The sequence below is a fragment of the Microcoleus sp. T3_D1 genome (assembly GCF_036700405.1).
GTDB lineage: Bacteria > Cyanobacteriota > Cyanobacteriia > Cyanobacteriales > Microcoleaceae > Microcoleus.
On the sequence record NZ_JAUBOV010000066.1, the window covers coordinates 1 to 22,290 of the forward strand.

At 45.9% G+C, this 22,290-nt stretch carries 16 protein-coding genes; 10 read left to right on the forward strand and 6 right to left on the reverse strand.

Going from position 1 to position 22,290, the window contains the following annotated elements; genetic code table 11:
- Positions 1-78 precede the first annotated feature (78 nt).
- Positions 79-267, forward strand: coding sequence for a DUF4342 domain-containing protein (locus QT992_RS24495; protein WP_333322019.1), 189 nt, complete (start codon positions 79-81; stop codon positions 265-267).
- 210 nt (positions 268-477) lie between these two features.
- Here QT992_RS24495 and QT992_RS24500 read toward each other — a convergent pair whose 3' ends face one another.
- From QT992_RS24500 to QT992_RS24510, 3 genes are all read right to left on the reverse strand, one after another.
- Positions 478-1,857, reverse strand: coding sequence for a serine hydrolase (locus QT992_RS24500; protein WP_333322005.1), 1,380 nt, complete (start codon positions 1,855-1,857; stop codon positions 478-480).
- Positions 1,858-2,100: 243 nt separating this feature from the next.
- Positions 2,101-2,433: a hypothetical protein gene (locus QT992_RS24505; RefSeq protein ID WP_006633666.1), complete on the reverse strand. Its 333-nt coding sequence runs from the start codon at positions 2,431-2,433 to the stop codon at positions 2,101-2,103.
- Between the two features lie 40 nt (positions 2,434-2,473).
- On the reverse strand, positions 2,474-2,647 hold the full coding sequence (locus QT992_RS24510; RefSeq protein WP_333141939.1) for a hypothetical protein: 174 nt from the start codon (positions 2,645-2,647) through the stop codon (positions 2,474-2,476).
- Between the two features lie 276 nt (positions 2,648-2,923).
- Here QT992_RS24510 and QT992_RS24515 point away from each other — a divergent pair, with 276 nt between their 5' ends.
- On the forward strand, positions 2,924-4,789 hold the full coding sequence (locus QT992_RS24515; protein WP_333377896.1) for an AAA-like domain-containing protein: 1,866 nt from the start codon (positions 2,924-2,926) through the stop codon (positions 4,787-4,789).
- 121 nt (positions 4,790-4,910) lie between these two features.
- Positions 4,911-5,861 (forward strand): phytanoyl-CoA dioxygenase family protein, encoded by a 951-nt coding sequence (locus QT992_RS24520; RefSeq protein WP_333340821.1) that lies wholly within the window; start codon positions 4,911-4,913, stop codon positions 5,859-5,861.
- Positions 5,862-6,411: 550 nt separating this feature from the next.
- On the opposite strand, the gene QT992_RS24525 is transcribed toward QT992_RS24520, so the two are convergent.
- Positions 6,412-6,930, reverse strand: a complete 519-nt coding sequence (locus QT992_RS24525; RefSeq protein WP_333340824.1) for an O-acetyl-ADP-ribose deacetylase — start codon at positions 6,928-6,930, stop codon at positions 6,412-6,414.
- 48 nt (positions 6,931-6,978) lie between these two features.
- Complete coding sequence (locus QT992_RS24530; RefSeq protein WP_333340827.1) at positions 6,979-7,725, reverse strand: 5-formyltetrahydrofolate cyclo-ligase; 747 nt, start codon at positions 7,723-7,725, stop codon at positions 6,979-6,981.
- Positions 7,726-7,938: 213 nt separating this feature from the next.
- Between QT992_RS24530 and QT992_RS24535 the strand changes: the two genes are divergently transcribed.
- Positions 7,939-10,689 carry an AAA-like domain-containing protein gene (locus QT992_RS24535; protein ID WP_333340830.1) on the forward strand — a complete coding sequence of 917 codons (2,751 nt, stop codon included), beginning with the start codon at positions 7,939-7,941 and terminating at the stop codon, positions 10,687-10,689.
- Between the two features lie 265 nt (positions 10,690-10,954).
- Here the strand turns inward: QT992_RS24535 and QT992_RS24540 are convergent, their stop codons facing one another.
- Positions 10,955-11,419 (reverse strand): COP23 domain-containing protein, encoded by a 465-nt coding sequence (locus tag QT992_RS24540; protein ID WP_333322015.1) that lies wholly within the window; start codon positions 11,417-11,419, stop codon positions 10,955-10,957.
- Between the two features lie 345 nt (positions 11,420-11,764).
- On the opposite strand from QT992_RS24540, the gene QT992_RS24545 reads away from it, so the two are divergent.
- The 6 genes from QT992_RS24545 (at position 11,765) to QT992_RS24570 (ending at position 22,126) form a co-directional block, all read left to right on the forward strand.
- Complete coding sequence (locus QT992_RS24545; RefSeq protein ID WP_190659271.1) at positions 11,765-12,262, forward strand: HNH endonuclease; 498 nt, start codon at positions 11,765-11,767, stop codon at positions 12,260-12,262.
- A gap of 238 nt (positions 12,263-12,500) precedes the next feature.
- Complete coding sequence (locus QT992_RS24550) at positions 12,501-13,775, forward strand: bifunctional oligoribonuclease/PAP phosphatase NrnA (RefSeq protein WP_333340833.1); 1,275 nt, start codon at positions 12,501-12,503, stop codon at positions 13,773-13,775.
- 437 nt (positions 13,776-14,212) lie between these two features.
- Positions 14,213-15,463: a transposase gene (locus QT992_RS24555; RefSeq protein WP_333144932.1), complete on the forward strand. Its 1,251-nt coding sequence runs from the start codon at positions 14,213-14,215 to the stop codon at positions 15,461-15,463.
- 1,077 nt (positions 15,464-16,540) lie between these two features.
- Positions 16,541-20,182, forward strand: a complete 3,642-nt coding sequence (locus tag QT992_RS24560) for a diguanylate cyclase domain-containing protein (protein WP_333340836.1) — start codon at positions 16,541-16,543, stop codon at positions 20,180-20,182.
- A gap of 70 nt (positions 20,183-20,252) precedes the next feature.
- Positions 20,253-20,747, forward strand: a complete 495-nt coding sequence (gene sixA / locus QT992_RS24565) for a phosphohistidine phosphatase SixA (protein WP_333320687.1) — start codon at positions 20,253-20,255, stop codon at positions 20,745-20,747.
- Between the two features lie 233 nt (positions 20,748-20,980).
- The gene (locus QT992_RS24570; RefSeq protein WP_333340839.1) at positions 20,981-22,126 is read left to right on the forward strand and encodes a citrate synthase; all 1,146 of its coding nucleotides are present in this window, start codon (positions 20,981-20,983) and stop codon (positions 22,124-22,126) included.
- The last annotated feature ends 164 nt before the right edge of the window (positions 22,127-22,290 follow it).

The following is a 22,290-nucleotide window of genomic DNA, read 5'->3' on the forward strand; positions in this document are numbered from 1 at the left end:
GTTTTTGAGCAACATCTTGCCTTCTGTTAAAAGGTGGCTACTTTTAGCTGCACTCATTTTTTAGTCTAAACTACAGTAATTCAGCAAGGAAAACTCCGCCGCCTCGTCATCAAAAACTCGCAAGGGCGGACTTTGGCAGACATTCCGCTGATGGCTGGATTGGTAGGCGGCGTTGCCGGCTCAGTAGTCTTTCCAATTGCTGCTGTACTTGCTACAGTGGGGGCAGTTGCGGCTCATTTGACTGTAGCAATTGAGCGCAAAGAATAGTCCTTAGTAATTAAAAATCTTCTCTTCAAGTCCGCGAACGCGGACTTTGTTTGTTTAGTAGCGATTTCAATCGCCGAATTGTCTGATCAACGTGAGATATTGCTTCTCAAGAACAGGCAAGATGCCTGTTCCACAAAGAGTAGATTTTCTTGTGGAAGGGGCCCCAGAGTCCGTTCAAAAGGCTGATTGACAATGGTGCAACATCTCAGATTAACGTAAATTATCCGGTACTCTCGCCGCAGGTTGGTCTAAATAATTGTAAACAATCCGCGAAATTCGACGCACAAAATCTCTCACAATCGGGTCATTGTAAGGACGTTTGACAAAGATTGCCGCTAAATAACGCTTACCGTTGGGCATATCTATAATTCCTGCATCGCCAACTACAAAGCCGATATCTCCGGTTTTGTCCGCAATAACTGCACCGGGCCCCAAACCGGAGGGCAACAGCGTTCTAGTTGTAGTATTCCGCAATAATTCTAAAGCTTGTTCCCGACTCTGTTCAGAAACTAATTTATCGCGAGACAGCATCGCCAGCAACTTTACCATATCCACAGAACTTGTGGTATTTGTTCCTTGAAAATCGCCGAGCCAATTGCGAATTCTGGTATCAGTTAATCCCCAACTGCGAAAACGCTCGTTGAGTTTAGCAATTCCCCCCAAACGTTCAATAATCATGTTGGTGGCTGTATTGTCGCTGATGGTAATCATTTTATCTACGGTTTCTCTGATGCTAAACCGAGTGCCATTTGGTCTGTCTTGCATAGTTCCAGAACCGCTGGCAACTAAGTCGGACTTCATAACTAATGTTTCGTCTAGGCTAACTTTGCCTGCGTCTACATCTTGATAAAAAGCAATCAGAATGGGTAATTTGATGGTACTGGCGGCCGGAAATACTCGATCGCCCTTGATATCCAAATAGTTTCCTGTATCTAAATCCAGAAAAAACATTCCGGCGCTGAGGGATCTATACTGTGCGATCGCACTTTCGATTTGAGGCTTGATTGCGCTCATTTCCGAACCTGTTGACATCCCCAAATCAGTGGAATAGTTTCTCTGATTTCCCGGCGAAACAGTGGGCGTAACTTGACCTGCTGCTTGTTCTATGCGGGTAATAGCTGTGGGTATAAAAGACTCGTTTCCCGCTATTTGCTCGGGATTTGGCAACTGAAATGACCAGCGCGTGGCAGATTCTCTAATGACTCGGACTTTTTGCGGGTCTAACTTATAACCTGGAGTTAATTGTATCACTAACCTGGTAGTTCCGGTGTCAAATTGCCCGACTCTAATTTGTTGAATAGCTGAGTTGTAGCTTTGAGGAGTTTCGGGATATTCCAAAACTATTCCCGGTAAATCAATTACTAAGCGGGTGGGATTAGCAATTAGTTTAACTTCCGGCTGAACTCCTGAATCTGTGGTTAAATTGAGTTGGTTTTCGCGGGCATCGAAGTGCCAAGATGTTAGTGTATCAGCTTTTGCGGGAAGGGCGATCGAGAAAAGACTAAGGGCGGCCGGCAACAGCCATCGCAGTTTAGGAGTCATGTTTGAAGAGAAAGAATTTAACGGCTGCAACGAGAAAGCGGCGGTCACAGTGTTCTCGACCGCTTTCGAGACGAAGCACCTAGCATCATACAGTCAACTCTTGCCCGCAGCCGTATTTTTTTTATTTTCTCTGAGAGTATTCCGTTTCCGGGACTCATATCAAATCCGGTTCTATTACCCCTTTTTTTTCGAGTCTCGCGGAGGGAGACGAAAGTTTGTACAGGGGCGAATTTTAGTGGCAGAATTCTTGTTTTGTAGACACAAAATTTCTTCACCTGAGATGAATTCAAGTTAGGCGACTTCCCGATTTCTAGCATCTTCAAGGGAGTCGATCGCGGCTTTGAGAAAAACTTTTCCTTTAGCAACAAATCGGCGATCGCTCAAAGGATCGTAAGCTTCCCAATTACCGCTAACTTCGCGATCGCGCCACAAAAACCAGCAGCGGTAGATTTCCCCGCTATCTATATCATCGCACAAAGCCAGCCAATCATCCCCCGTGAGAGCGCTGGCATCTAATGCTACCAATTCCACCCACGCAAGTGCAGTGCAGGCATCGATCGCCTCAGCATCAACCGAGTCAGATTTTGTAGCTATAGGTTGCGGCGAACAGAGTGTAGACTTCATAATTTCTCCTTAATTAAATTAAATCCATCAATGAATTTGCCTATTTATGGAACTGACCCGGTACGCCAAGTGGAAAAACTGTGTTTTGATAAATTTCTGGTTCGTCAAATTTACCAGCGGCTGATGCTTCTGTTAAATTATTAAGTGTATTAATTGTGAAAATGGCGGCAGTTCCCAAAGCGGCCATTGCCAGTCTGTGTAAGATTTTGTTCATTTGGGTGCTCCTTTTTTGCTTCGTGTATCTACTCTAAAAAGTTAAATCGTCATTAGCGGCGGAGATTGGGGAGTTAAGAAAAACTTTTTCTCCTCAAATATATTCAACTGTTGAATCCGTTATCAGGACAGAGTTTGAGGAGTCGATCGCCCTAAAAACATCTCCAAGTAAAATCCCTTAAATTCCGGCTGGCTGACTATCTTCCTTAAAATCGCCTAAAATAGGGACTTAAGGCGTTAAAATTTCTAGATTCGTTCCCCTTTCAGTGCAAGCGAAGTGCTCAAGTCAAAACGCGATCGCGGTCGCATTCTCACTGCCTCTGGCTTAAAGAAACTTAACGAGGCGCTCCAAGAATGGTCTGACCGAAATAACATTAGAGGTACTCTGACGGAAATCGAGGCTGAATCTGGCGTCGGTGCCGATACAGTCAGCAAAATTAAACAGGGTAGAGAAGGTGCGGATTTGAGTAAAATTCGACAGTTGTTCGCGGCTTTTGAAATGACTCTGGCTGCTAGCGATCATCGATCGGCTAAACTTGAGGAACCGGAAAATTTAGACGAGCTGGACAATTTGCCACCAGCGGGGGAAACAGCCAGCAGCCGCAGAATTGTTAAAGTATTTGTGAGTTATCGCAGCGCCGAACCGGATCGCGAGTTGGGAAAACAGTTAGAAACGGCCTTAAGCGCGATCGGTCATACAGTTTTCACAGCAGAAAATAACATTAGATTAGGAGATAATTGGTTCGATCGCATTAATTTCTTCCTCCAAGAATGCGATTATTTGTTGTTGCTGCTGCCGCCAACGGGAAACCAAAGCGAACTACTAACATATCAAGTTCAGCAAGCAAAAGAACTACAAGACTCCCGCCCTGACAGAAAACCAATAATTCTCCCCATCCGCGTCGGTTTTCCGCTGAACGCGCCTCTAAATCACGACTTGCGGGGCTATCTGTACCGCATCAAACAGAGGGAATGGAAAACCACCGCCGACACTCCAATTATTATCGAAGAAGTTCTGAATTTGCTAGCAGAAAAACCCGCATCCGTCACAGAACAAACGGAAGATTTAACACAAAAACAGCTATTAGAAATTAGCAGCGACGAAATACCTCTACCCGCCGCCGAACCAGAATTACCGGGAGGACAAGTCGATGTCGCTTCTCAATTTTATGTAGAACGCCCGCCCATCGAAGAACGCTGCTATCAAACTATTGTGCAGCCCAGCGCGTTAATTAGAATTAAAGCACCGAGACAAATGGGCAAAACTTCCTTGATGGCAAGAATTTTGCATCACGGAGCCCGTCAAGGCTATTGCACCGTGTCGCTAACTTTTCAGTTAGTAGATAAAGCCGTATTTGCCAACTTAGATAAATTCTTAAAGTGGTTTTGCGCTTACGTCGGCCGCGAGTTGCACTTACCAAATCAATTAGACGATTATTGGGACGAGATTTTTGGCAGCAAAGTCAACTGCAAAGATTACTTTGAAAAATACATTTTGCCGCAAATCGACAGTCCTTTAATTTTAGGATTAGACGAGATCGATCGCGTTTTCCAATATCCCGACATTGCCGAAGACTTTTTAGGGCTGCTGCGGGCGTGGCACGAAGAATCGAAGCGACGCGACATCTGGAAAAAACTGCGGTTAATTGTAGTTCACTCCACCGAAGTTTACATCCCGATGAACATCAATCAATCGCCTTTTAACGTCGGACTGCCCGTAGATTTGCCCGAATTCAACTCTCAGCAAATACAAGATTTAGCAGCGCGCCATAATTTGAATTGGTCGGATGCAGAAGTTGAAAACTTGATGGCAATTGTCGGCGGTCATCCGTATTTAGTGCGAGTTGCATTATATCACATTTCGCGTTCGGATTTGACACTAGATGAATTAAAAGAAAGTGCTGCAAGTGATGCGGGAATTTACAGCGACCATTTGCGCCGCCAATTGTGGAATTTAGAAGAATATCCAGAGTTGGCGCAGGGGATGAGAGAGATTGTAGTGGCGGACTCTCCGGTGCAATTAAAGGCAATGCAGGCGTTTAAATTAGACAGTTTGGGGTTGGTGAAATTGCAGGGGAACGAGTGCGTGCCGAGGTGCGAACTGTATCGACAATATTTTACAACACATTTAGGAGTTAATTAATTGGATATTTTAGCTCGTTAATGACGTAGAATTAGCAGTATGGGGAAAGAGCAGCACAAATATCGCAAAAGAGCGATCGCCCCGGCTTTCCCCTGTGCAGTATCAACGTAAAATAGGATCGATGACTGAAGAAACCGTCACTCTGAGAAAGTCTCTTGACTTAGATAAATTAATTCCACTTCTGCCACAAGCAGAAGATATTAACTACTGGCGCAAGATTAACCCCAATTCAACTATTTCCGATCGACCATTTGATGGCTTTTCAGAATTTTCGGGAAGCCAAAAAGCAGAATTTCACGAGTACAGGCTGCAACTACGAGAAGAAGGCTATTTCCAAACACCTAGCGTAATACCTGCTGCTACTATTCACCAGATGCGCGACTGTATAGAAAATGTCAGAAAAGCAGGGTTTCCGACAATGTTTGCCCTCGTCTACGATGTCTTCTATCAAGCATTTGGTTACTTTAACTCAACCTTGACAGGAATTTTGGGAAACGGCTACAAGCTAGTTCCAAATTTTTGGGTTTATTACATAGAAACTTCTGACAGCGGCAAAGGATTTGAGCCTCACCGCGACGCCGAGTACGAAAATACTATAGACTCCAACGGTATGCCGACAGTGCTTACTATCTGGGTGACAATTACTGAGGCAAATCCCCTCAATTCATGTATGTACATGATTCCGGCAAACCGCGATCCAGAGTATGCTGAAGCTATCAAAAATCTCAAGACAAAAGCTACTAAATTTGCCTTGGAAGATATCCGGGCTTTACCGACACAAGCTGGTACTCTATCGTGCTGGGATCAATACGTTTTTCACTGGGGAAGCCGCAGCAGCAGTCGGGCTAAATCGCCTCGAATTAGCTATGCTGTATATTGTCAGCGAGGGGATATTCCACCAGTTGATGATGCGATCGTCGATATCCCATCTGTGCTTGATTTTCCAACGCGGTTATCTTTGATTTGCAGAGGTTTGTATCGCTATTCTTACGCCAGTTTACAGCCATCCCCACAGGCGGAAGCATTGTTAGATTTCTTGAATAAGCATAGGGAAACTCTGAACAAAAGTTAATATAATTTTCCCAAAAAGCCAGTCATCTCAATTTCGGTTGCATCGGAATGATTTAACCGCTATTGACGCAGAGGAAGAGAACAGAGAGATGGGGATAAGTAACCTGGATTTGGTATGATTTCTGTAATTAATAATCAGGCGAACAATGCCCGTGAACGATATTTTTTTGATAACTTCCGACAATTGGCTAGACTGGATTACTGTGTTTGGTTATCTAGGTTTTACTGCTTTCATTGCATGGCGCGTGTTCACCACAAAGTAGATATATCATGAAATTATCTTCTTCCTCTTCTTCTTCTTTATTACTTCGCGTCCTTCGCGCCTTCGCGGTTCGTTTAACTTGTAGGGTGCGTCAGACGAAGTTTTAAGGCGATGATTCAAAGTTTAGGATCTGACGCACCTTACTAATTGTGCCTGTTGCGATAAGCTGTTACGCATTTAAACCACTAACGAGGCTTGTAGGGTGCGTCAGTTAGAACACTTACAGGACTTGGGAAACACTTCTGTACTGACGCACCCTACTATCTTGTAGGGTGCGTTAGATGAAGGTTTAGAGAGGTTTTGTAGGGTTGTATTTAGATATAATTCTCTCATAAATCTCATAATTCTCTCGATCGAAACAGCAAAAAATTACTTTTGGAGAACTACCATTATTTTGTATATATTCCGAGCATACCTTCACTGCAATCTCACCTGCTAGAGCTTTAGGAAAGCTGTAAATGCCGGTGCTAATGCAAGGAAATGCCAAACTCTCAAACTCTCGTTCTGCGGCAATTTGCATACACTTGCGGTAACACTCCGCTAAGAGTTCCGGTTCTCCATCAACACCCTTCCGCCATACTGGCCCTACTGCGTGGATGACGAAGCGTGCAGGCAATTTATATCCCTTAGTTAGTTTAGCATCTCCAGTCTTACATCCTCCAAGTAATCGACATTCTTCAAAAAGTTCCGATCCTGCTGCTCTGTGTATTGCTCCATCTACTCCACCACCACCAAGTAAGCTGCTATTTGCAGCATTCACGATCGCATCAACTTCGAGCTTTGTGATGTCGCCCAAAATAACTTTCATATTCTACAATAGTAAACTTTAGACAAGTATAGCACAGAAACTCGTTATCTAGTCTTGCTCTCTCAACTTTCGCAAAATTGGAATTTGTTCCAACTGTTCCGGCCGTATACTATCCCAGTTTAACCCAATTGGACGCGGATAAATTGTATTAGTTTCAATTACCTCCTGGGCAGTAACAATCGAATTCAGTGCCCAATCGTGAGCTTGCATTGGTAAACGCAAATCTTCGACTATTTGCAAAGGATGCACTGTTGTTACAATTGGCGTATCGATTTGTACTAACCCGAATTCCTGCAACATCGCCAATTCCAAATCGGCAAAACCTGCACCTTTCCCGGTTCTTCCACCGCCCGGCCCTGCTGCTACGCAGCCGACTATTACTAAATCAATTGGCTCCATTTCTGCAAAACTTACCAATTTTCCGCAAGCGAGTGCTTGACGGGCGATCGCACTTTCGGCAATTGATATATTTTGCCTCTGCAAATCCTCAGCGGTTAACTCAACAAAACAGCGATCGTCTGTCAAGCGCGGTACTGCCATATACAGGCGTTTTCCATCTTGCAAAGCTCGCATCCGCACCGGATTTTGCGCCGCATCTGGATTGCACTTAATCGTTTTTGCTTGTTGCCAAATTGGTAAATTTGCCAATTTTTCCGCCGCCAACTGGGTCCCAACAAAGTTGGGAATATGACCAAACGGATCGCCAACAGATGCGGCTTGCTGCTTCAGCGAAGACCAAATTTCAGCTCTTAACTTGTCTTTGTCGTCGTTATATCCAGTCCAATCATTTTTCATGTTATTAGGCCTTATTGGTGGCGGGAAACTGCGCTAAAATTGTATGGTGCGTCCGACTTTCGTTATAGGGCAATTATTCAGGATTTCGGATCTGACGCACCTTACTAATTGTGCCCGTTTCGGTAGATGTAAAGAGATATTTTAAATGATGTAGTAGCGGTTTAAACCGCCGAATGACTAAAATGTGATCTTTTTATTGTACCATTTTATCCTATGGATTATACCACAAAACCCAGTTACTATCAAGTCGGTGGGAGTTTGACAAATAACGCTCCCAATTATGTGAAGCGGCAAGCCGACGACGACCTTTATAACGGATTGAAAGCCGGGGAATTTTGCTATGTTTTGAATTCCCGGCAAATGGGCAAATCTAGCTTGCAGGTGCGGACAATTCAGCGGCTGAGAAATGAAGGAATTGCTTGTGCTGCGATCGACATTTCGGAAATTGGCAACCGCGGCGTCACTCCCGAACAGTGGTATGCTGGTTTGCTACGCATTCTGGAAAATAACTTTAACCTGTCGGATATTGTCAACGTGCGGACTTGGTGGCGCGATCGCAATTTTTTAACTCCGGTTCAAAGATTGAGCGAATTCATCGAAACCGTACTGTTACCCAACATTTCCAGCAATATTGTCATTTTTATTGACGAAATCGACAGCATTCTCGCCCTAGATTTTCCCGCCGACGATTTTTTAGCGTTAATTCGATCGTGCTACAACAAGCGCGCCAACAATTCAGAGTTCGATCGCCTAACTTGGGCCCTCTTAGGCGTAGCATCGCCGACGGATTTGTGCCGCGAGAAAAATGCCACCAGCAATACCCCTTTTAATATTGGCAAGGCGATCGAATTAACTGGTTTTGACGAAACAGAAGCGCAACCGCTAGCAGCGGGATTGGCAGAGCTTACAGACAGCTCTCAGGAAGTTTTGAGAGAAGTATTGTATTGGACTGGCGGGCAACCTTTTTTGACTCAAAAGCTGTGCAAACTCTTGCTGGAAAATGCAGATTTAATCCCGGATTTACCCCAGGGCGGGCACGGGGGCACCGCCCCTACATTCGGGGGGAAAGATACCATCCAAAATCCTCAAGAATGGGTTGAAAAGGTAGTACGCTTGAAAATCGTGGAGAATTGGGAATCTCAGGATATTCCAGAACATTTGTCCACAATTCGCGATCGGCTTTTCAAAGAAAACCAGCGGATTGTCAGGAGACTAGGATTGTATCAGCAAATTTTAGAACAAACTGAAAGTGTGCCCGATGGTAGTGCCGAACAAATGGAGTTGCGCTTAAGCGGATTAATCGTTAAGCGGGGGGAAAAACTAACAATTTCTAATCCTATTTATCAAGCTGTATTTAACCAAGGACTAATTGAAGAAAAATTACAAAAACTCTCGCCTTACTCGGAAGCAATCAAAGTCTGGCTAAATTCTAGCTGTGAAGATGATTCCCAACTGTTGCGAGGGGATGATTTGCAGTCAGCATTAGTTTGGGCGGCAGGAAAAAGTTTGAGAAACGAAGATTTTCAGTTTTTGACTGCCAGCCAGAAAGTTATTTTGAGCGACCAAAATCAACTGCTGCATTTAGCTACACTAGAAACCAAAAAAGCTGTAGGTGATGCCGAAAAAGCGTTGATTGAAGCTGACTCTGCCAAACAAAAAGCCAAACAGTGGATCGGCATCGGTTCTGCGGTACTGGCAGCATCGTTACTGGGGGCGATCGGCTTTTCAACTCTCGCTTACCAGCGGTTTAAACTGGCCCAAGCAAGTATTGAAATCGAACAAAATGGCAGCGATGCTTTATTGTTAGCGGTATCTCAAAAGACAGAAAACAGCGAAGCTTTATCAGAAGCTTTATTGAGGGCGATCGCCTCCGGTAAAAAATTAAAAACATTGGTTGAAACTAAACACAAGCTAGAACAATATCCGGCAACTAGACCGCTATTAGCCTTACAAATAATTCTTGATAAAATTAGCGCAACACAGCAGACAAAAGCCTCATCAGTTCCGCCAACAAAGATAAACTGGAAAGCTCATAAAGGTGCAGTTACCAGCGTCAGTTTTAGCCCAAACAGGCAGATTTTAGCAACCGCAGGAATAGACGATAGAGTTCGGATTTGGAATTTTTCCGGGCAAAAAATTGCTGAATGGAAAGCTTTGCAGCAGTCAGTTAATATGGTAAACTTTAGCCCCAATGGTAAATTTTTAGCGACCGCCGGAAGGGACAGCACAGTTAAAATATGGAATTTATCAGGGAAAAATATTTCTACTTTGAAAGGAATTAAAGGCTCTGTTACCAGCATCAGTTTTAGCCCGGAAGGAAAGTTATTAGCGGCGGCAGGGATAGACAGCTATGCTGCAATTTGGGATTTGTCTAAACTGCCACAATTAGTATCGCCTAGCCTGAAACTCCCAGGTCACAACGGCTTAGTGAGAAGCGTAAATTTTAGCCCAAACGGCGATTTCATAACGACTTTAGATGGCAAATCTACAGTGCGACTTTGGAATTTGTCGGGCAAGCTGAAAAAAACACTGCCTGTTCAGGCCATTGGGCTGAGTTTCACTCCGGCTGAACACCAGTATCGCTTTGCTACAGTAACATTGAATGGCAAAGTTGGGCTGTGGAATCTGTCAGAAAAAGAATTAGTTAAGGAATTTCAAACCTTGCATTTTGATGCGAAATCAATTAGTTTTAGTCCCGACGGAGAACGGCTTGCTACAGTGGGAATTGACAAGACTGTACGGCTGTGGAATTTAGCGGGGCGGCAGGTTGCTCAATTTGAGTTCGAGGAGAATGTTGTTAGTGTCAGTTGGAGTGGAGAGGGAAAGCAAATTGCTGTAGCTGGAAGCAACGGCACTGTCTGGCTGAGGCAGGTTGAAGGGTTAGAAGAATTGCTGAAGCAAAGCTGCAATTTTTTCACTACTCAACCGAAGTATTTTACAAGAGTTTCAACTCTCTGCAAGTAGGGACACCGCACCGTGCCCAAAGCGTGTCAAGTTAAGCTGCCAGCCCGCCAAGTTCGTTAGTCATCCATCAAGTCCGCCAGGGGTTGAAACCCCTGTCTAATAGCGAAAGTCCTCTCAAAGAGGACTGAAGAGAAGAATCTCAACTCATTAGTCCTCTGAAGCGAGGACTTTAGCTTTGAGGCAGGGGTTTTAACCCCTGCCGGACTATTGGTTGTACCTTAAGTTGACACCTATGGGCACGGTGCGGTGTCCCTACTAATGATTATCAATTTACTTTAACAGGCGAAACACTTACATTAGGATTGGCCACTCTTTTTAAGAGTTCTTGTCGGGCTTGTTCGGGATTTTGACCTTTGGGTACTTGATATAATAATCTACAGGAACCGTCTTGAGGATTAGCTGCACAAATAATTAGTTGACCGTTGCTAGATGCACCTGCTGTGACAACATTCTCCCAGCTTCCTTGCGGTTGCGAGTTGTTGAGAATTCCTGAGACTCTGGTGCACCGAGTAATCGCATCTTCTCCTGATTCATTGAAATAGTTATCAGCTAGCCACAAAATAACGGGAATATTTTTGCCTTGTTGGACAGCAATTGTAGCTGGCCGGCCGCCAGCAGCGCCGCAGAAGAATGAAGGCGCTTGGGCCAAGGCTGGACTGTTTGCTAAAATCTGAGCAGCAAGGGCAATAATTGACGCGCTAAAAGCTGACTTTAAGAGCCGAAATTTCATGAGCAGTAATAAGCTTTTTCATTTAAGGTTACTAATAGTCTAAAAAGTTAAACTGTTTGTTGCCGGGAAGATTAGGCATTTAGAGAAAAAAATAAAATTTATTGGGCAAATTTTTGCCTTGGCACACACTGGCCTCATCTAAGCCAAAATTCCGGGAAAAAAGCTCGCTGACAAACACGAAAGGCAGAAAATAGATGCAGCCACAGGGGGCCCCGGCGCGAAGGTATAGGGTAAAGGAGTGGTTTTTCCCCGTTTTTTGCGATCGCCTCGCTCTTCCCGATCCCGCCCCACCTAAATGGGAACCTGTGTTACCATCGGTAAAAATATTCTCTTTAATAATCAACAATGGGCAATGTTCTGGTGCTGAACGCCTCCTACGAACCCCTTAACATCACCAATTGGCGAAGGGCGGTAGTTTTGTTGCTGAAAGGAAAAGCAGAACAGGTAGAACACAACGGGAAATTTATTGCGCCAAACTTCCCGCTACCAACTGTGATCCGGCTGCGGCATTACGTCCGAGTTCCCTATAAGGATATTCCGCTAACCCGCCGGAACATCTTGCACCGGGACGCACACTCTTGTCAATACTGTAGTTATACGGGGGACGATTTAACCCTCGATCATGTCATTCCCCGATCGCGCGGAGGAGGCGACTCTTGGGAAAACCTCGTCACCGCTTGCGTGCGCTGCAATGTCAATAAAGGCAGCCGCACGCCAAAAGAAGCGGGAATGCCGCTGCGCTATCCGCCGAGGAAACCTCACAGCGGTCTTTATTTTGAAGTGACTAAACACGTTAAGAGCGGTATGCACAAAGAATGGCAAAAATATGTAATAGGCCTTTAAAACCCCTGTCAGCGCAAGCGCGGGGGTTTTTTGCGGGAGTTCTGAGTCCTGAGATTGCTTCGTTCTGGGCGACACACACTCTCTGCATGAATTAAAAAATTAAAGAGAGAATTTACGCTCTTAAATCAGGTTTGTCGTAAAAAGTATGGGCTTTGACAAAAAGGCATCTACAAAGAAACCGGGTTTAAGATCGAATGTCGTGCAAATCCTGAAATAGTTAAATTGTTAATTTTCAACGATGAAAGACCATCCCCCTAACAATTCCGATGAAACATCCGGCAACCGCGAAGGTGAACGTGAGGCCAGCAGCGAGGTTGTACCGGGAGTGAGTGCGCCTGGGAAACGGCGCAGCAAAGCCGAAGTTGCTTCCGAAGACAATCGCGGCCGTCTCCGCGAGGAATTGCACGATCGCAAAGTTGAGCAATTGCGCCAAATGTTCGATCGGCACAAAGGCACTCGCCAGTTAATCTTACTGCAAGATTTTCCAGATCCCGACGCACTTTCGAGCGCTTGGACTTACAAATTAATCGCCGAACAATACGATATCCAATGCGAGATTATCTACGCCGGCGCCCTCAGCCACCAAGAAAATATTGCCTTAGTTAAATTGACAGGGTTGCCGTTGCAGCGCTGGACGGTGGAAACAGTAAAAACTAAGGATTTGTCGGTGTTTCAGGGCTGCGCTTTCATTGACAATCAAGGGACGACTTGTAACTTAACCGAGTATATTTTAGCGGCTGGAGTTCCGATCGCCGCCGTCATCGACCATCACAATTTGCAGGGGGAAATGAACGCAGAATTTACCGATTTGCGGCCTCAAATCCGCGCTACAGCCACGATTTTTGCCGAGTATTTACAGTCTGGACTCCTAACTCTCGACGCCAGCGTCAGTCTGCACATCAAGTGCGCTACAGCTTTGATGCACGGTTTGCGATCGGATACGATCGCCCTCAGACAAGCTCAGGAGGAAGACTTTCTAGCTGCGGCTTATTTGAGCCGGTTTTACGACCCGCAGTTGCTGGATGCCGTGTTACAGTCGTCTCGTTCTAAGTGGGTGATGGATGCGATCGAGCGATCGCTCAAACACCGCACTGTTCAGAACAATTTTTCGATCGCCGGCATCGGCTACCTCCGTTATGACGATCGGGATTCTATTCCCCAAGCGGCGGACTTTTTAGTAACAGAGGAGAACGTACATACAGCAGTGGTCTACGCAATTGTTCACGACAAGGACGAAGAAATTGAAGTAGTAATTGGCTCGCTGCGAACTAATAAACTTACTCTCGACCCCGACGAATTCATTAAAGAAGCCTTCGGTCAAGATGCTCAAGGACGCTTTTTTGGTGGCGGCCGAAGTCAAGCAGGAGGTTTTGAAATTCCGGTGGGATTTCTTTCTGGTGGCAATGAGAACAGCGATTATGCAAGGCTAAAATGGGAAGTATTCGACGATCAGATCAAGCAAAAGTTGCTGCATTTAATTAGTCCTAAAGACAATCCTGTTTACGATCATTAACTCTAGGGTTTCTAGGTGCGGTATTGATTCCAGCAACAGCCTGGGAAGGCGATGCGGGGCTCAACCTCCGGTTGCTACCAGGTTTTGCCGTGTTTTTTTCTTATTCCGGGCAAAATCTCAACTTGATAATCAGTCCTGCCCGCACTTCTACTCTCATCAACCGGGTTTTTAACTCTTATTGAGGGTTGGAACTCACCAAAAAATTGGGTGGAGCGTAGCGGAGGGCTGAAGCCCCGTCCTTTTAGGACGGCTTTCCCTTAACCTTGAGGCTCCTGATTAATTCTCTCTAAGTACATCAGTTTTAGTTCTAGCTACAGCTTTGCAATGTTCTTCAATAATTGCAAATTCAGATTCCTGAATCCGAAAAAATAAACGTTTATTCAGGAAGTTTTTCGAGTTTTTGCTGTATGATTATATGACAACAAAGAGGATGACTCATGTTGGGCTGTCAACAAAATTTAATTCGAGTTGATTCAGATATTCAAGCTATTATTGAATACCTGTGTTCTGAATCTGCAAAACTTTCTAATTGTGGGACTTACTATGCCCGCCAGCTATACTTTAAAACTGGTAAAATCCCAAACCGTGCTCAGTTGCACAAAGTTTTGGGGACGGAAAACCGAAACCGACACTATCAAGCGTTCTACTCTGATACTGCTCAACAAATTCTGACGGGCGTAGCAGAGTCTTTTAAGTCATTTATGGGATTACTAAAGGCTTTTAAAAATGGCGTAATTACGGAACGTCCGAAGCTACCGAAATATCGTCAAGGCGGAATGGCACTTGTGACATTTACAGGTAGGTCGGTAAAACTCAACGACGGAATGTTGAGATTCCCTTTGGGTAGCAAGGTTAAAGCGTGGTTCGGTCTAGATGCGTTTTTCCTTCCGATGCCTTCTAATCTTGATTTCAAAGCGATTCGGGAATATCGCATACTTCCCCGGAACGGCTGTTTCTACCTAGAGTTTGTCTACACAACGACCAATGTCCAGGCAGATATAGACCCTGCTAAGTGCTTAATGATCGACCACGGCGTAGATAACTGGTTAACTTGCGTGAGCAATGTCGGTACAAGTTTTATCGTCGATGGCAAGCTTTTAAAGTCGCTTAACCAGGGATACAACAGACGAGTTGCATTTCTCATGAAGGGAAAAGTTAATGGCTATTGGTCTAAAAGGCTTGCCAGCTTGACCGAAAGACGGAATCGTCAGATGCGAGACGCCGTTAACAAGGCAGCAAGGAAGGTAATTAAGCACTGCTTGAAAAATCGGATAGGAACGGTTGTATTCGGTTGGAATAAGGGACAAAAAAATTCTGCCAACATGGGAAGCAAAACTAATCAAAAGTTTGTGCAAATCCCTACGGGCAGACTGAAAGATAGAATTGCTCAACTCTGTGAGCAGTATGGCTTGAGGTTCGTTGAAACGGAAGAATCTTATTCGTCAAAAGCTTCTTTTGTCGATCGTGATTTGCTACCTACTTTCGGCGAAAAACCCGAAGGGTGGCTTCCAATTGGCACGCGGATTAAACGTGGTTTGTACCGAACGGCGCAAGGCTGGCTAATTAATGCAGATTGCAATGCTTGTGGCAACATTGGTAGAAAAGTAGCGGTGATGCTTGGACTTGATCTAAGCGGAATCAGTAGAGGCGAGTTGTCAGCGCCTTTAAGACTTAAATTATGGTCTTAAGAATCCCCATGCCTTCAGGCTGGGGAGTGTCAAGCCCAGTGCACTTCTGTCATGAACAGGCTATCCGGCCTGTTCCACAAAAATTAAATTTTCTTATGGGGAGTAGGGGTTGGACAGGAGAACCCGCGCATAAAAAGCTTATTGAAAATTGTTGACTGTTGACTGTTGACTGTTGACTGTTGACTGTTGACTGTTGACTGTTGACTGTTGACTGTTGACTGTTGACAAGCGCAATATTTTACACCTAATTTCCCGCTTCCAGATTCATCTGTGGAGTCAATTCTAAAATCTAAAATCTAAAATCTAAAATCTAAAATCGACTGGCTGTTGACTGTAGAAGGAGGGGTGAAAAAACTCAATGGTTGAGTGTTAACAGTCAACTCGATTTTATTATTACGATGCAACCTGAAACGATATAAGGGGGTTGAAAAACCCGGTTTATCCCTCCAGGACTACCAGTAATAAATTTTCTCCCCCTTTCGCAAAAATACACATCAAAGAAACCGGGTTTTTTAACTATTGTCAAGGGATACAACGAAGTATTTTGGTAAAACAACCAGGTAGCGGGGCAAATTTATTGTGATCTAGTTTACTAAACTCCACAAAAATTATTAAGTTTTAATAATGATCCAGCGTTGATTTTTTGATAATTTCTTATTTATTCGCTAAATTAATCACAATTTGTTATATAGCAATCCTTGCAGAAGTCGTACAAAGATGTGTAGTGCCTTTCTTTGCCTACCCCGGCCTCATTGGGGCAACCGGGCGTGGGTTTGGCCCCTACAAGAATTACACAAATGATGCGAGGATTGTTATAGTTGGTGCAGGAGATTTTCGATAATAATTAGCAAAAAAACGCTTGAGAAGAAGCAAAATAGATACCAAACAACCTAAACCCTTGGCTAAATGACAAAAAAAAAGGAATTGTAGCAGTCACAAAAAGTTTGGCTAGCTACATAAATATTGGTTGTTTGCTAAGCCCAGCCAGCGATTACTACGAGTTAAAACAAATTTTTATATTTATTTGTCGCCGGTTAGAATAGTATAAAAATGCTTAACAAAAAAAGGAACATGGAGATGTCTACAAAACAGACTTTCTCTTGCTCGTTAGAGAAAATCCTAGAAAAAGTTTCAGAAATTGCACTTCAACTCAACGAGTTAGAGGAGCTGGAGACAATTTTGCAATGTGCGGTAGAAGAAAGCAGGGTGCTGCTGCAAGCCGATCGCGTGATTATTTATCGTTTCCTACCGCATAGAGATGGCGTAGTATTGGCTGAATCGGTTGATGCCCAGTGGCCGCAAATCCTAGGAAAACAGATTTACGATCCTTGCTTTGAAGCTACCTGGGTAGAGCGTTACAGCCAGGGACAAACGAGCAGCATTTCTGATATTCACAGCGGTCATCTTCAAGCTTGTGATGTCGAATTGCTCGATCGCATCCAGGTTCAGGCAAATTTAGTTGTGCCAATCTTGCTAGATGGCAAACAGCAGCAATCTCCGAAGCTTTGGGGACTGTTGATTGGTCATCAATGCCGAAGTCCGCGTCAGTGGGAACCTCTGGATATTCAGATCGTGCAACACGTTGCAGCGCAGATCGGGTTGAGGATGCGGCACCTGGAATCTCACCACCCGGTGCCGCCTTTCCATCAACCGCCGGAACTCAAAACAGAACCGAATCAAACCGATCCCAATACAGAAAGCGCGCCAAGAGTCAATCATCAAAATTGTCTACAGCCAGAGTTTGCCTGTTCCCTCAGCGGCGATATTGTCCACCTCAAAGCCTTTGACTTGTTGCAAAACCCGATCTGGATATTTGATATTGAGGATTGGCAAATCCGCTGGGCCAACCAAGCCTCCTTGTACCTGTGGAATGTTTCGACGCGGCAGCAACTCGCGAGCCACAACTTTAGCGATATGTTGTCAGAGTGTACTCGGATTCGCTTGCAGGGCTATCAGCAGCAGTTTGAGCAAGGCCAAACCTTGTCCGAGCGGTGGACGTTTTATCCGGGCGGTGAGCCTGTTTCTGTAGGCTGTCGGTGCTCTGGCATCAGGATTAATAGCGGGCGTTTGGCAATCCTGGTCGAGGGTAAGGTCGAAACCGCTCCTCAAATCGAACCGGAAACCCTGCGATCGATCGAGGCAATCCGACACACCACGCTGATGGTTTCGCTCTACACCCTCGAAGGTGTGCCGCTGCTGCAAAACCCGGCGGCCTTGCGCTGTTATGGGGATATGCAGCCACCTCACTCTGCGACAGATAATGCTTTTGTGAGTCGCTTTGTTGACTCTCAGGTAGGAGAGCGAGCAATGGCAGTTCTTAAGTCCGGTGAGGTATTTAGCACGGAGGCTCAAGTGATTACTCTGGCGGGAATTCGCTGGCATGGGATAGACGTGCGGTGTACCGACGACCCGGTAACAGGCAACCCGATGTTGCTCGTGAACGAAAAAGACATTACCGACCGCCAGCAGACAGAAACAGCCCTCCAAAAGAGTGAAACCCGGTTGTCAGAAGCCCAGCGGGTTGCCCACATCGGTAACTGGGAATGGGACGTGATTACGGGTAAAATTACCTGGTCTCCCGAACTCTTCAAGATTTTGGGACGATCCAGCGCCCTAGGCGAACCTACCTATGAAGAAAACCTGCGGATTTACCATCCCGAAAGTGCCAGACAGCTACACCGGGTAGTTCAACGAGCGCTCACTCACGGAGAGCCTTATCTATTGCGGCTCAAAGTCCTGCACCCGAATGGTTCTATTCGCCATACCGAAGCCAGAGGACAGGTCCAACTCAATGCAGAGGGACAAGTTATTCGGTTGTTTGGTACATCCCAAGACATTACGGATCGTGTCCAGGCGGAAACAGAACTCAGAGAAATGAGTACAGCCCTTGCTAATGCCGTCGAAGGCATCTCGCGGGTGGATGTTTTCGGACGATATATCAGCGTTAATCAAGCCTACGGCAATATAGTGGGTTATCAACCTGAAGAAATGGTTGGTATGAATTGGCAGAAAACAGTTCATCCCGACGACTGCGACAGGATGATGGCGGCTTATCAAAAAATGCTAGCCGAGGGCCGAGTGGAGGTTGAGGGCCGTGGTATCAGGAAAGATGGTTCGATTTTTTACCAGCAATGGGTGATGTTGGCAGCCTACGACTCGCAGGAGCGATCGATCGGGCATCACTGCTTTATGAAGGATATCACCGCTCGCAAGCAAGCAGAAGCGGCATTACAACAAGAGTTCCAGCGTCTGGCTGTGGTGATTGCCACCCAACAGGAAATCGCCATCCGCAATCCCAATCTCGATGCAGTCATGGCGGTGATTAGCGAGCGAACTCAAAAATCGCTCGGTGCCGATGGGGCCGTGATTGAAATGCTGGAAGGGGATGAGTTGGTGTATCGGGCAGCCAGCGGTATCGCCAGCGCCTATGTTGGATTACGGATCAAAGTAGCGACAAGTTTATCGGGAAAATGTATTGCCACCGGCCAAATCATGCTTTGCGATGATTCACAAACCGATGGACGGGTGGATCAGTCTGCCTGTCAGCGCATTGGTATCCGGTCACTGGTGGTTGTTCCTTTGTTCTATCAGGACGATCGGGTTGGCGTCTTAAAAGTTGTTTCCGGTACACCCTGTGCCTTTACAGAGTCAGATATTCATACCTTACAACTGATGGCGGGGTTTTTGGCGGGTAGCCTGCATCTGGCTTCAGAGTTTGATGCTAAAAACATTCTCCTGAGTCAATTACAGGAGAGCGAGGAACGGTATCGTTCTGTGATTACAAGCATGACTGAAGGCGTCGTACTTCAGCTAGCAGACGGACAAATTACTACCTGTAATGCTAGTGCCGGAAGGATTCTCGGACTGAGCCCCGAACAACTGATGGGGCGTACATCCATAGATTTAGACTGGCGAACCGTTCAGGAAGATGGCTCTCCCTTCCCCTGCCAACAGCATCCGGCAACGATTACCCTACGGACGGGAAAACCCGTATCAAATGTGGTGATGGGCATTCACAAATCGGATAAAACGCTGACTTGGATTTCGATTAATTCGCAACCGCTGTTCCAAATGAATCAGTCTCAACCCTATGCAGTAGTAACGACTTTTGCTGATATTACAGAACGCAAGCGGGCCGAGGAGATGCTCAGACACCGGGCGGAACAAGAAAGATTAATTGCTACGACAGATGGGTTAACACAAGTAGCAAACCGCCGCTGTTTTGATGAGCGATTGGAGTCGGAATGGCACCGACTGATGCAGGGGAAACAACAGCTTTCGTTGATTATGTTGGATGTAGATTATTTCAAGCGATATAACGATTGCTACGGACATCAAGCTGGAGATATTTGTTTAGTAAAAGTGGCTTCATCGGCGGCACTTGCGGTTAAACGTTCATCGGATCTGTTGGCACGTTACGGGGGCGAAGAATTCGCTGCTATCCTACCGAATACGGATGCGGATGGCGCGATCGCGGTTGCTGAGTCGATCCGAGAGGCAATCCGAGATTTGGGAATCCCTCACGAGCAATCTAATGTGAGCGCGATCGTGACCGTTAGCATGGGAATTGCAACTGTGATTCCCACTGCGGAAACATCACCGGATGAACTCGTTGCCCTCGCCGATCGAGCATTGTATGATGCGAAACGACAAGGGCGCGATGGCTACAGAAGCGCCAACCAGATGACGGCGCCAGATTTCAATGCAGTTGTAGAATAGGCAAAATATGTCGATCGCGCCAAACTGCACCCATAAGTTCGAGCGCACAGCTATCAAAAGGACAGCGACAGTGCATTTATATCTGATCCGCCACGGTATCGCAGCCGAGCCCGAAGAATATGATACAGACTCAGAACGCCCGCTGACTAAAGAGGGCGATCGTAAAACCAGGAAAATTGCCCAACGGCTGTACGAACTCGAAATTCAGTTTGACTTGATTCTCACCAGTCCCCTACTGCGGGCCCAGCAAACCGCCCAAATCCTGCAAACAGTCGGTTTGAGTTCCCAAATAGAAGAATCCGCCGCCCTCGCACCTTCAGGAGACATCGGAAACTGGCTGGAGTGGTACAAACAGTGGCAGGAAATAGGTAGTCGCAGCTTGGCCCTGGTGGGCCACCAACCAGACTTAGGCCACTGGGCAGAAACTTTGCTTTGGGCTCGATCGCAAGATGCCCTGATTCTCAAAAAAGCAGGTATCATCGGCTTAATCCTCCCGGAAACAGGCTCCCCTGTGGGCCGCAGCCAAATGTTTTGGCTAACTGCGCCCAAGTTTTTGCTGCACTAGAAACAGCGAACCGCCCCGACATTAACAGGACGCGCCAGCCCTCTTAAAACGGCATTCTGGGACGGCGAAACCGGGAAAAAGGGGCGACAATACGCAGCGGTGCGATCGGGCTGTCTGTTGAAAAACCCGATTTCTGAACCCGAATTAAATGATTATCTGTCAAGACTGCGACACTATCTTCGTTTCTGGTAATGTACTTTTAGTAGATTGAACTCACATAAAACGGTATCGCAATGGTCGTCGGCGAATTCAAACCAGGTTTAGAAGGTGTTCCCGCCACCTTGTCCAGCATTAGCTACGTCGATGGACAAAAAGGGTTGCTGGAATATCGCGGGATTAGCATCGAGGAACTGGCACTGAAAAGTTCCTTTCTCGAAACTTCATATTTATTAATCTGGGGGGTACTTCCGACAAAGGAAGAACTAGAAGCTTTCGAGCATGAAATTCGCTATCACCGCCGGATCAAATATCGCATCCGGGACATGATGAAATGCTTTCCTGAAAGAGGACATCCAATGGATGCCCTGCAAGCTTCAGCGGCCGCCCTGGGCTTGTTCTACTCCCGCAGAGCTCTGGCTAACCCAGCATACATTCGAGAAGCTGTAGTGCGGCTGCTAGCTAAGATTCCCACAATGGTAGCAGCGTTCCAGCAAATGCGACGGGGAAATGACCCGGTGCGGCCGAGGGATGACTTGGACTACTCGGCTAACTTTCTTTATATGCTCAACGAGCAAGAACCCGATCCGCTGTTAGCTAGCATTTTTGACACTTGTCTGACTCTCCACGCTGAACATACCATTAATGCCTCTACATTTTCGGCAATGGTAACAGCTTCGACACTGACAGACCCTTACGGAGTGATTGCTTCAGCAGTTGGCACTTTGGCGGGACCGCTGCACGGGGGAGCTAATGAAGAAGTGATTGATATGTTGGAGCAAATTGGTTCGGTAGAAAACGTGCGGGCTTTTGTCGAGAAGAGCGTTGCAAATAAGGACAAAATCATGGGTTTCGGTCACCGAGTTTACAAGGTGAAAGATCCGAGAGCAACTATTCTTCAGAGGTTAGCGGAACAGTTGTTTGAGAACTTCGGTCACGACGATTATTACGACATTGCTATCAAGTTAGAAGAAGTGGTTGAGGAAAAACTAGCTCACAAGGGAATTTATGCAAATGTAGATTTCTATTCTGGTTTGGTTTACCGCAAAATGGGAATTCCGCTGGACTTATTTACACCAGTTTTTGCGATCGCCCGCGTTGCGGGCTGGTTGGCCCACTGGAAGGAACAGCTAGAGGCAAACCGCATTTACCGCCCTACTCAAATATATACGGGGACTCACGGTGATCCTTATATTGCGATCGAGGACAGACTCCCATCCTAAAGCTAAATTATCAACCCAGATATGTAAATGGCGAGAATAATTGTTTTGCTTTCCTGAAGTGTGGAATTAAAAATTGCTTTCGCCTTCCGAGTCAGGAAGCAATCTCTGTCTGCCAAAAACTGCCGTGCTGGGTTGCACCCCTCTTGTATGTTGTGGTGTTGGTT

Excerpts from the sequence above, each read along its gene's own strand:
- QT992_RS24505 (WP_006633666.1), bottom strand. The coding sequence starts at position 2,433 with ATGAAGTCTACACTCTGTTCGCCGCAACCTATAGCTACAAAATCTGAC.
- QT992_RS24510 (WP_333141939.1), bottom strand. The coding sequence starts at position 2,647 with ATGAACAAAATCTTACACAGACTGGCAATGGCCGCTTTGGGAACTGCC.
- QT992_RS24520 (WP_333340821.1), top strand. The coding sequence starts at position 4,911 with ATGACTGAAGAAACCGTCACTCTGAGAAAGTCTCTTGACTTAGATAAA.
- QT992_RS24525 (WP_333340824.1), bottom strand. The coding sequence starts at position 6,930 with ATGAAAGTTATTTTGGGCGACATCACAAAGCTCGAAGTTGATGCGATC.
- QT992_RS24530 (WP_333340827.1), bottom strand. The coding sequence starts at position 7,725 with ATGAAAAATGATTGGACTGGATATAACGACGACAAAGACAAGTTAAGA.
- QT992_RS24535 (WP_333340830.1), top strand. The coding sequence starts at position 7,939 with ATGGATTATACCACAAAACCCAGTTACTATCAAGTCGGTGGGAGTTTG.
- QT992_RS24540 (WP_333322015.1), bottom strand. The coding sequence starts at position 11,419 with ATGAAATTTCGGCTCTTAAAGTCAGCTTTTAGCGCGTCAATTATTGCC.
- QT992_RS24545 (WP_190659271.1), top strand. The coding sequence starts at position 11,765 with ATGGGCAATGTTCTGGTGCTGAACGCCTCCTACGAACCCCTTAACATC.
- QT992_RS24550 (WP_333340833.1), top strand. The coding sequence starts at position 12,501 with ATGAAAGACCATCCCCCTAACAATTCCGATGAAACATCCGGCAACCGC.
- QT992_RS24555 (WP_333144932.1), top strand. The coding sequence starts at position 14,213 with ATGTTGGGCTGTCAACAAAATTTAATTCGAGTTGATTCAGATATTCAA.
- QT992_RS24560 (WP_333340836.1), top strand. The coding sequence starts at position 16,541 with ATGTCTACAAAACAGACTTTCTCTTGCTCGTTAGAGAAAATCCTAGAA.
- QT992_RS24570 (WP_333340839.1), top strand. The coding sequence starts at position 20,981 with ATGGTCGTCGGCGAATTCAAACCAGGTTTAGAAGGTGTTCCCGCCACC.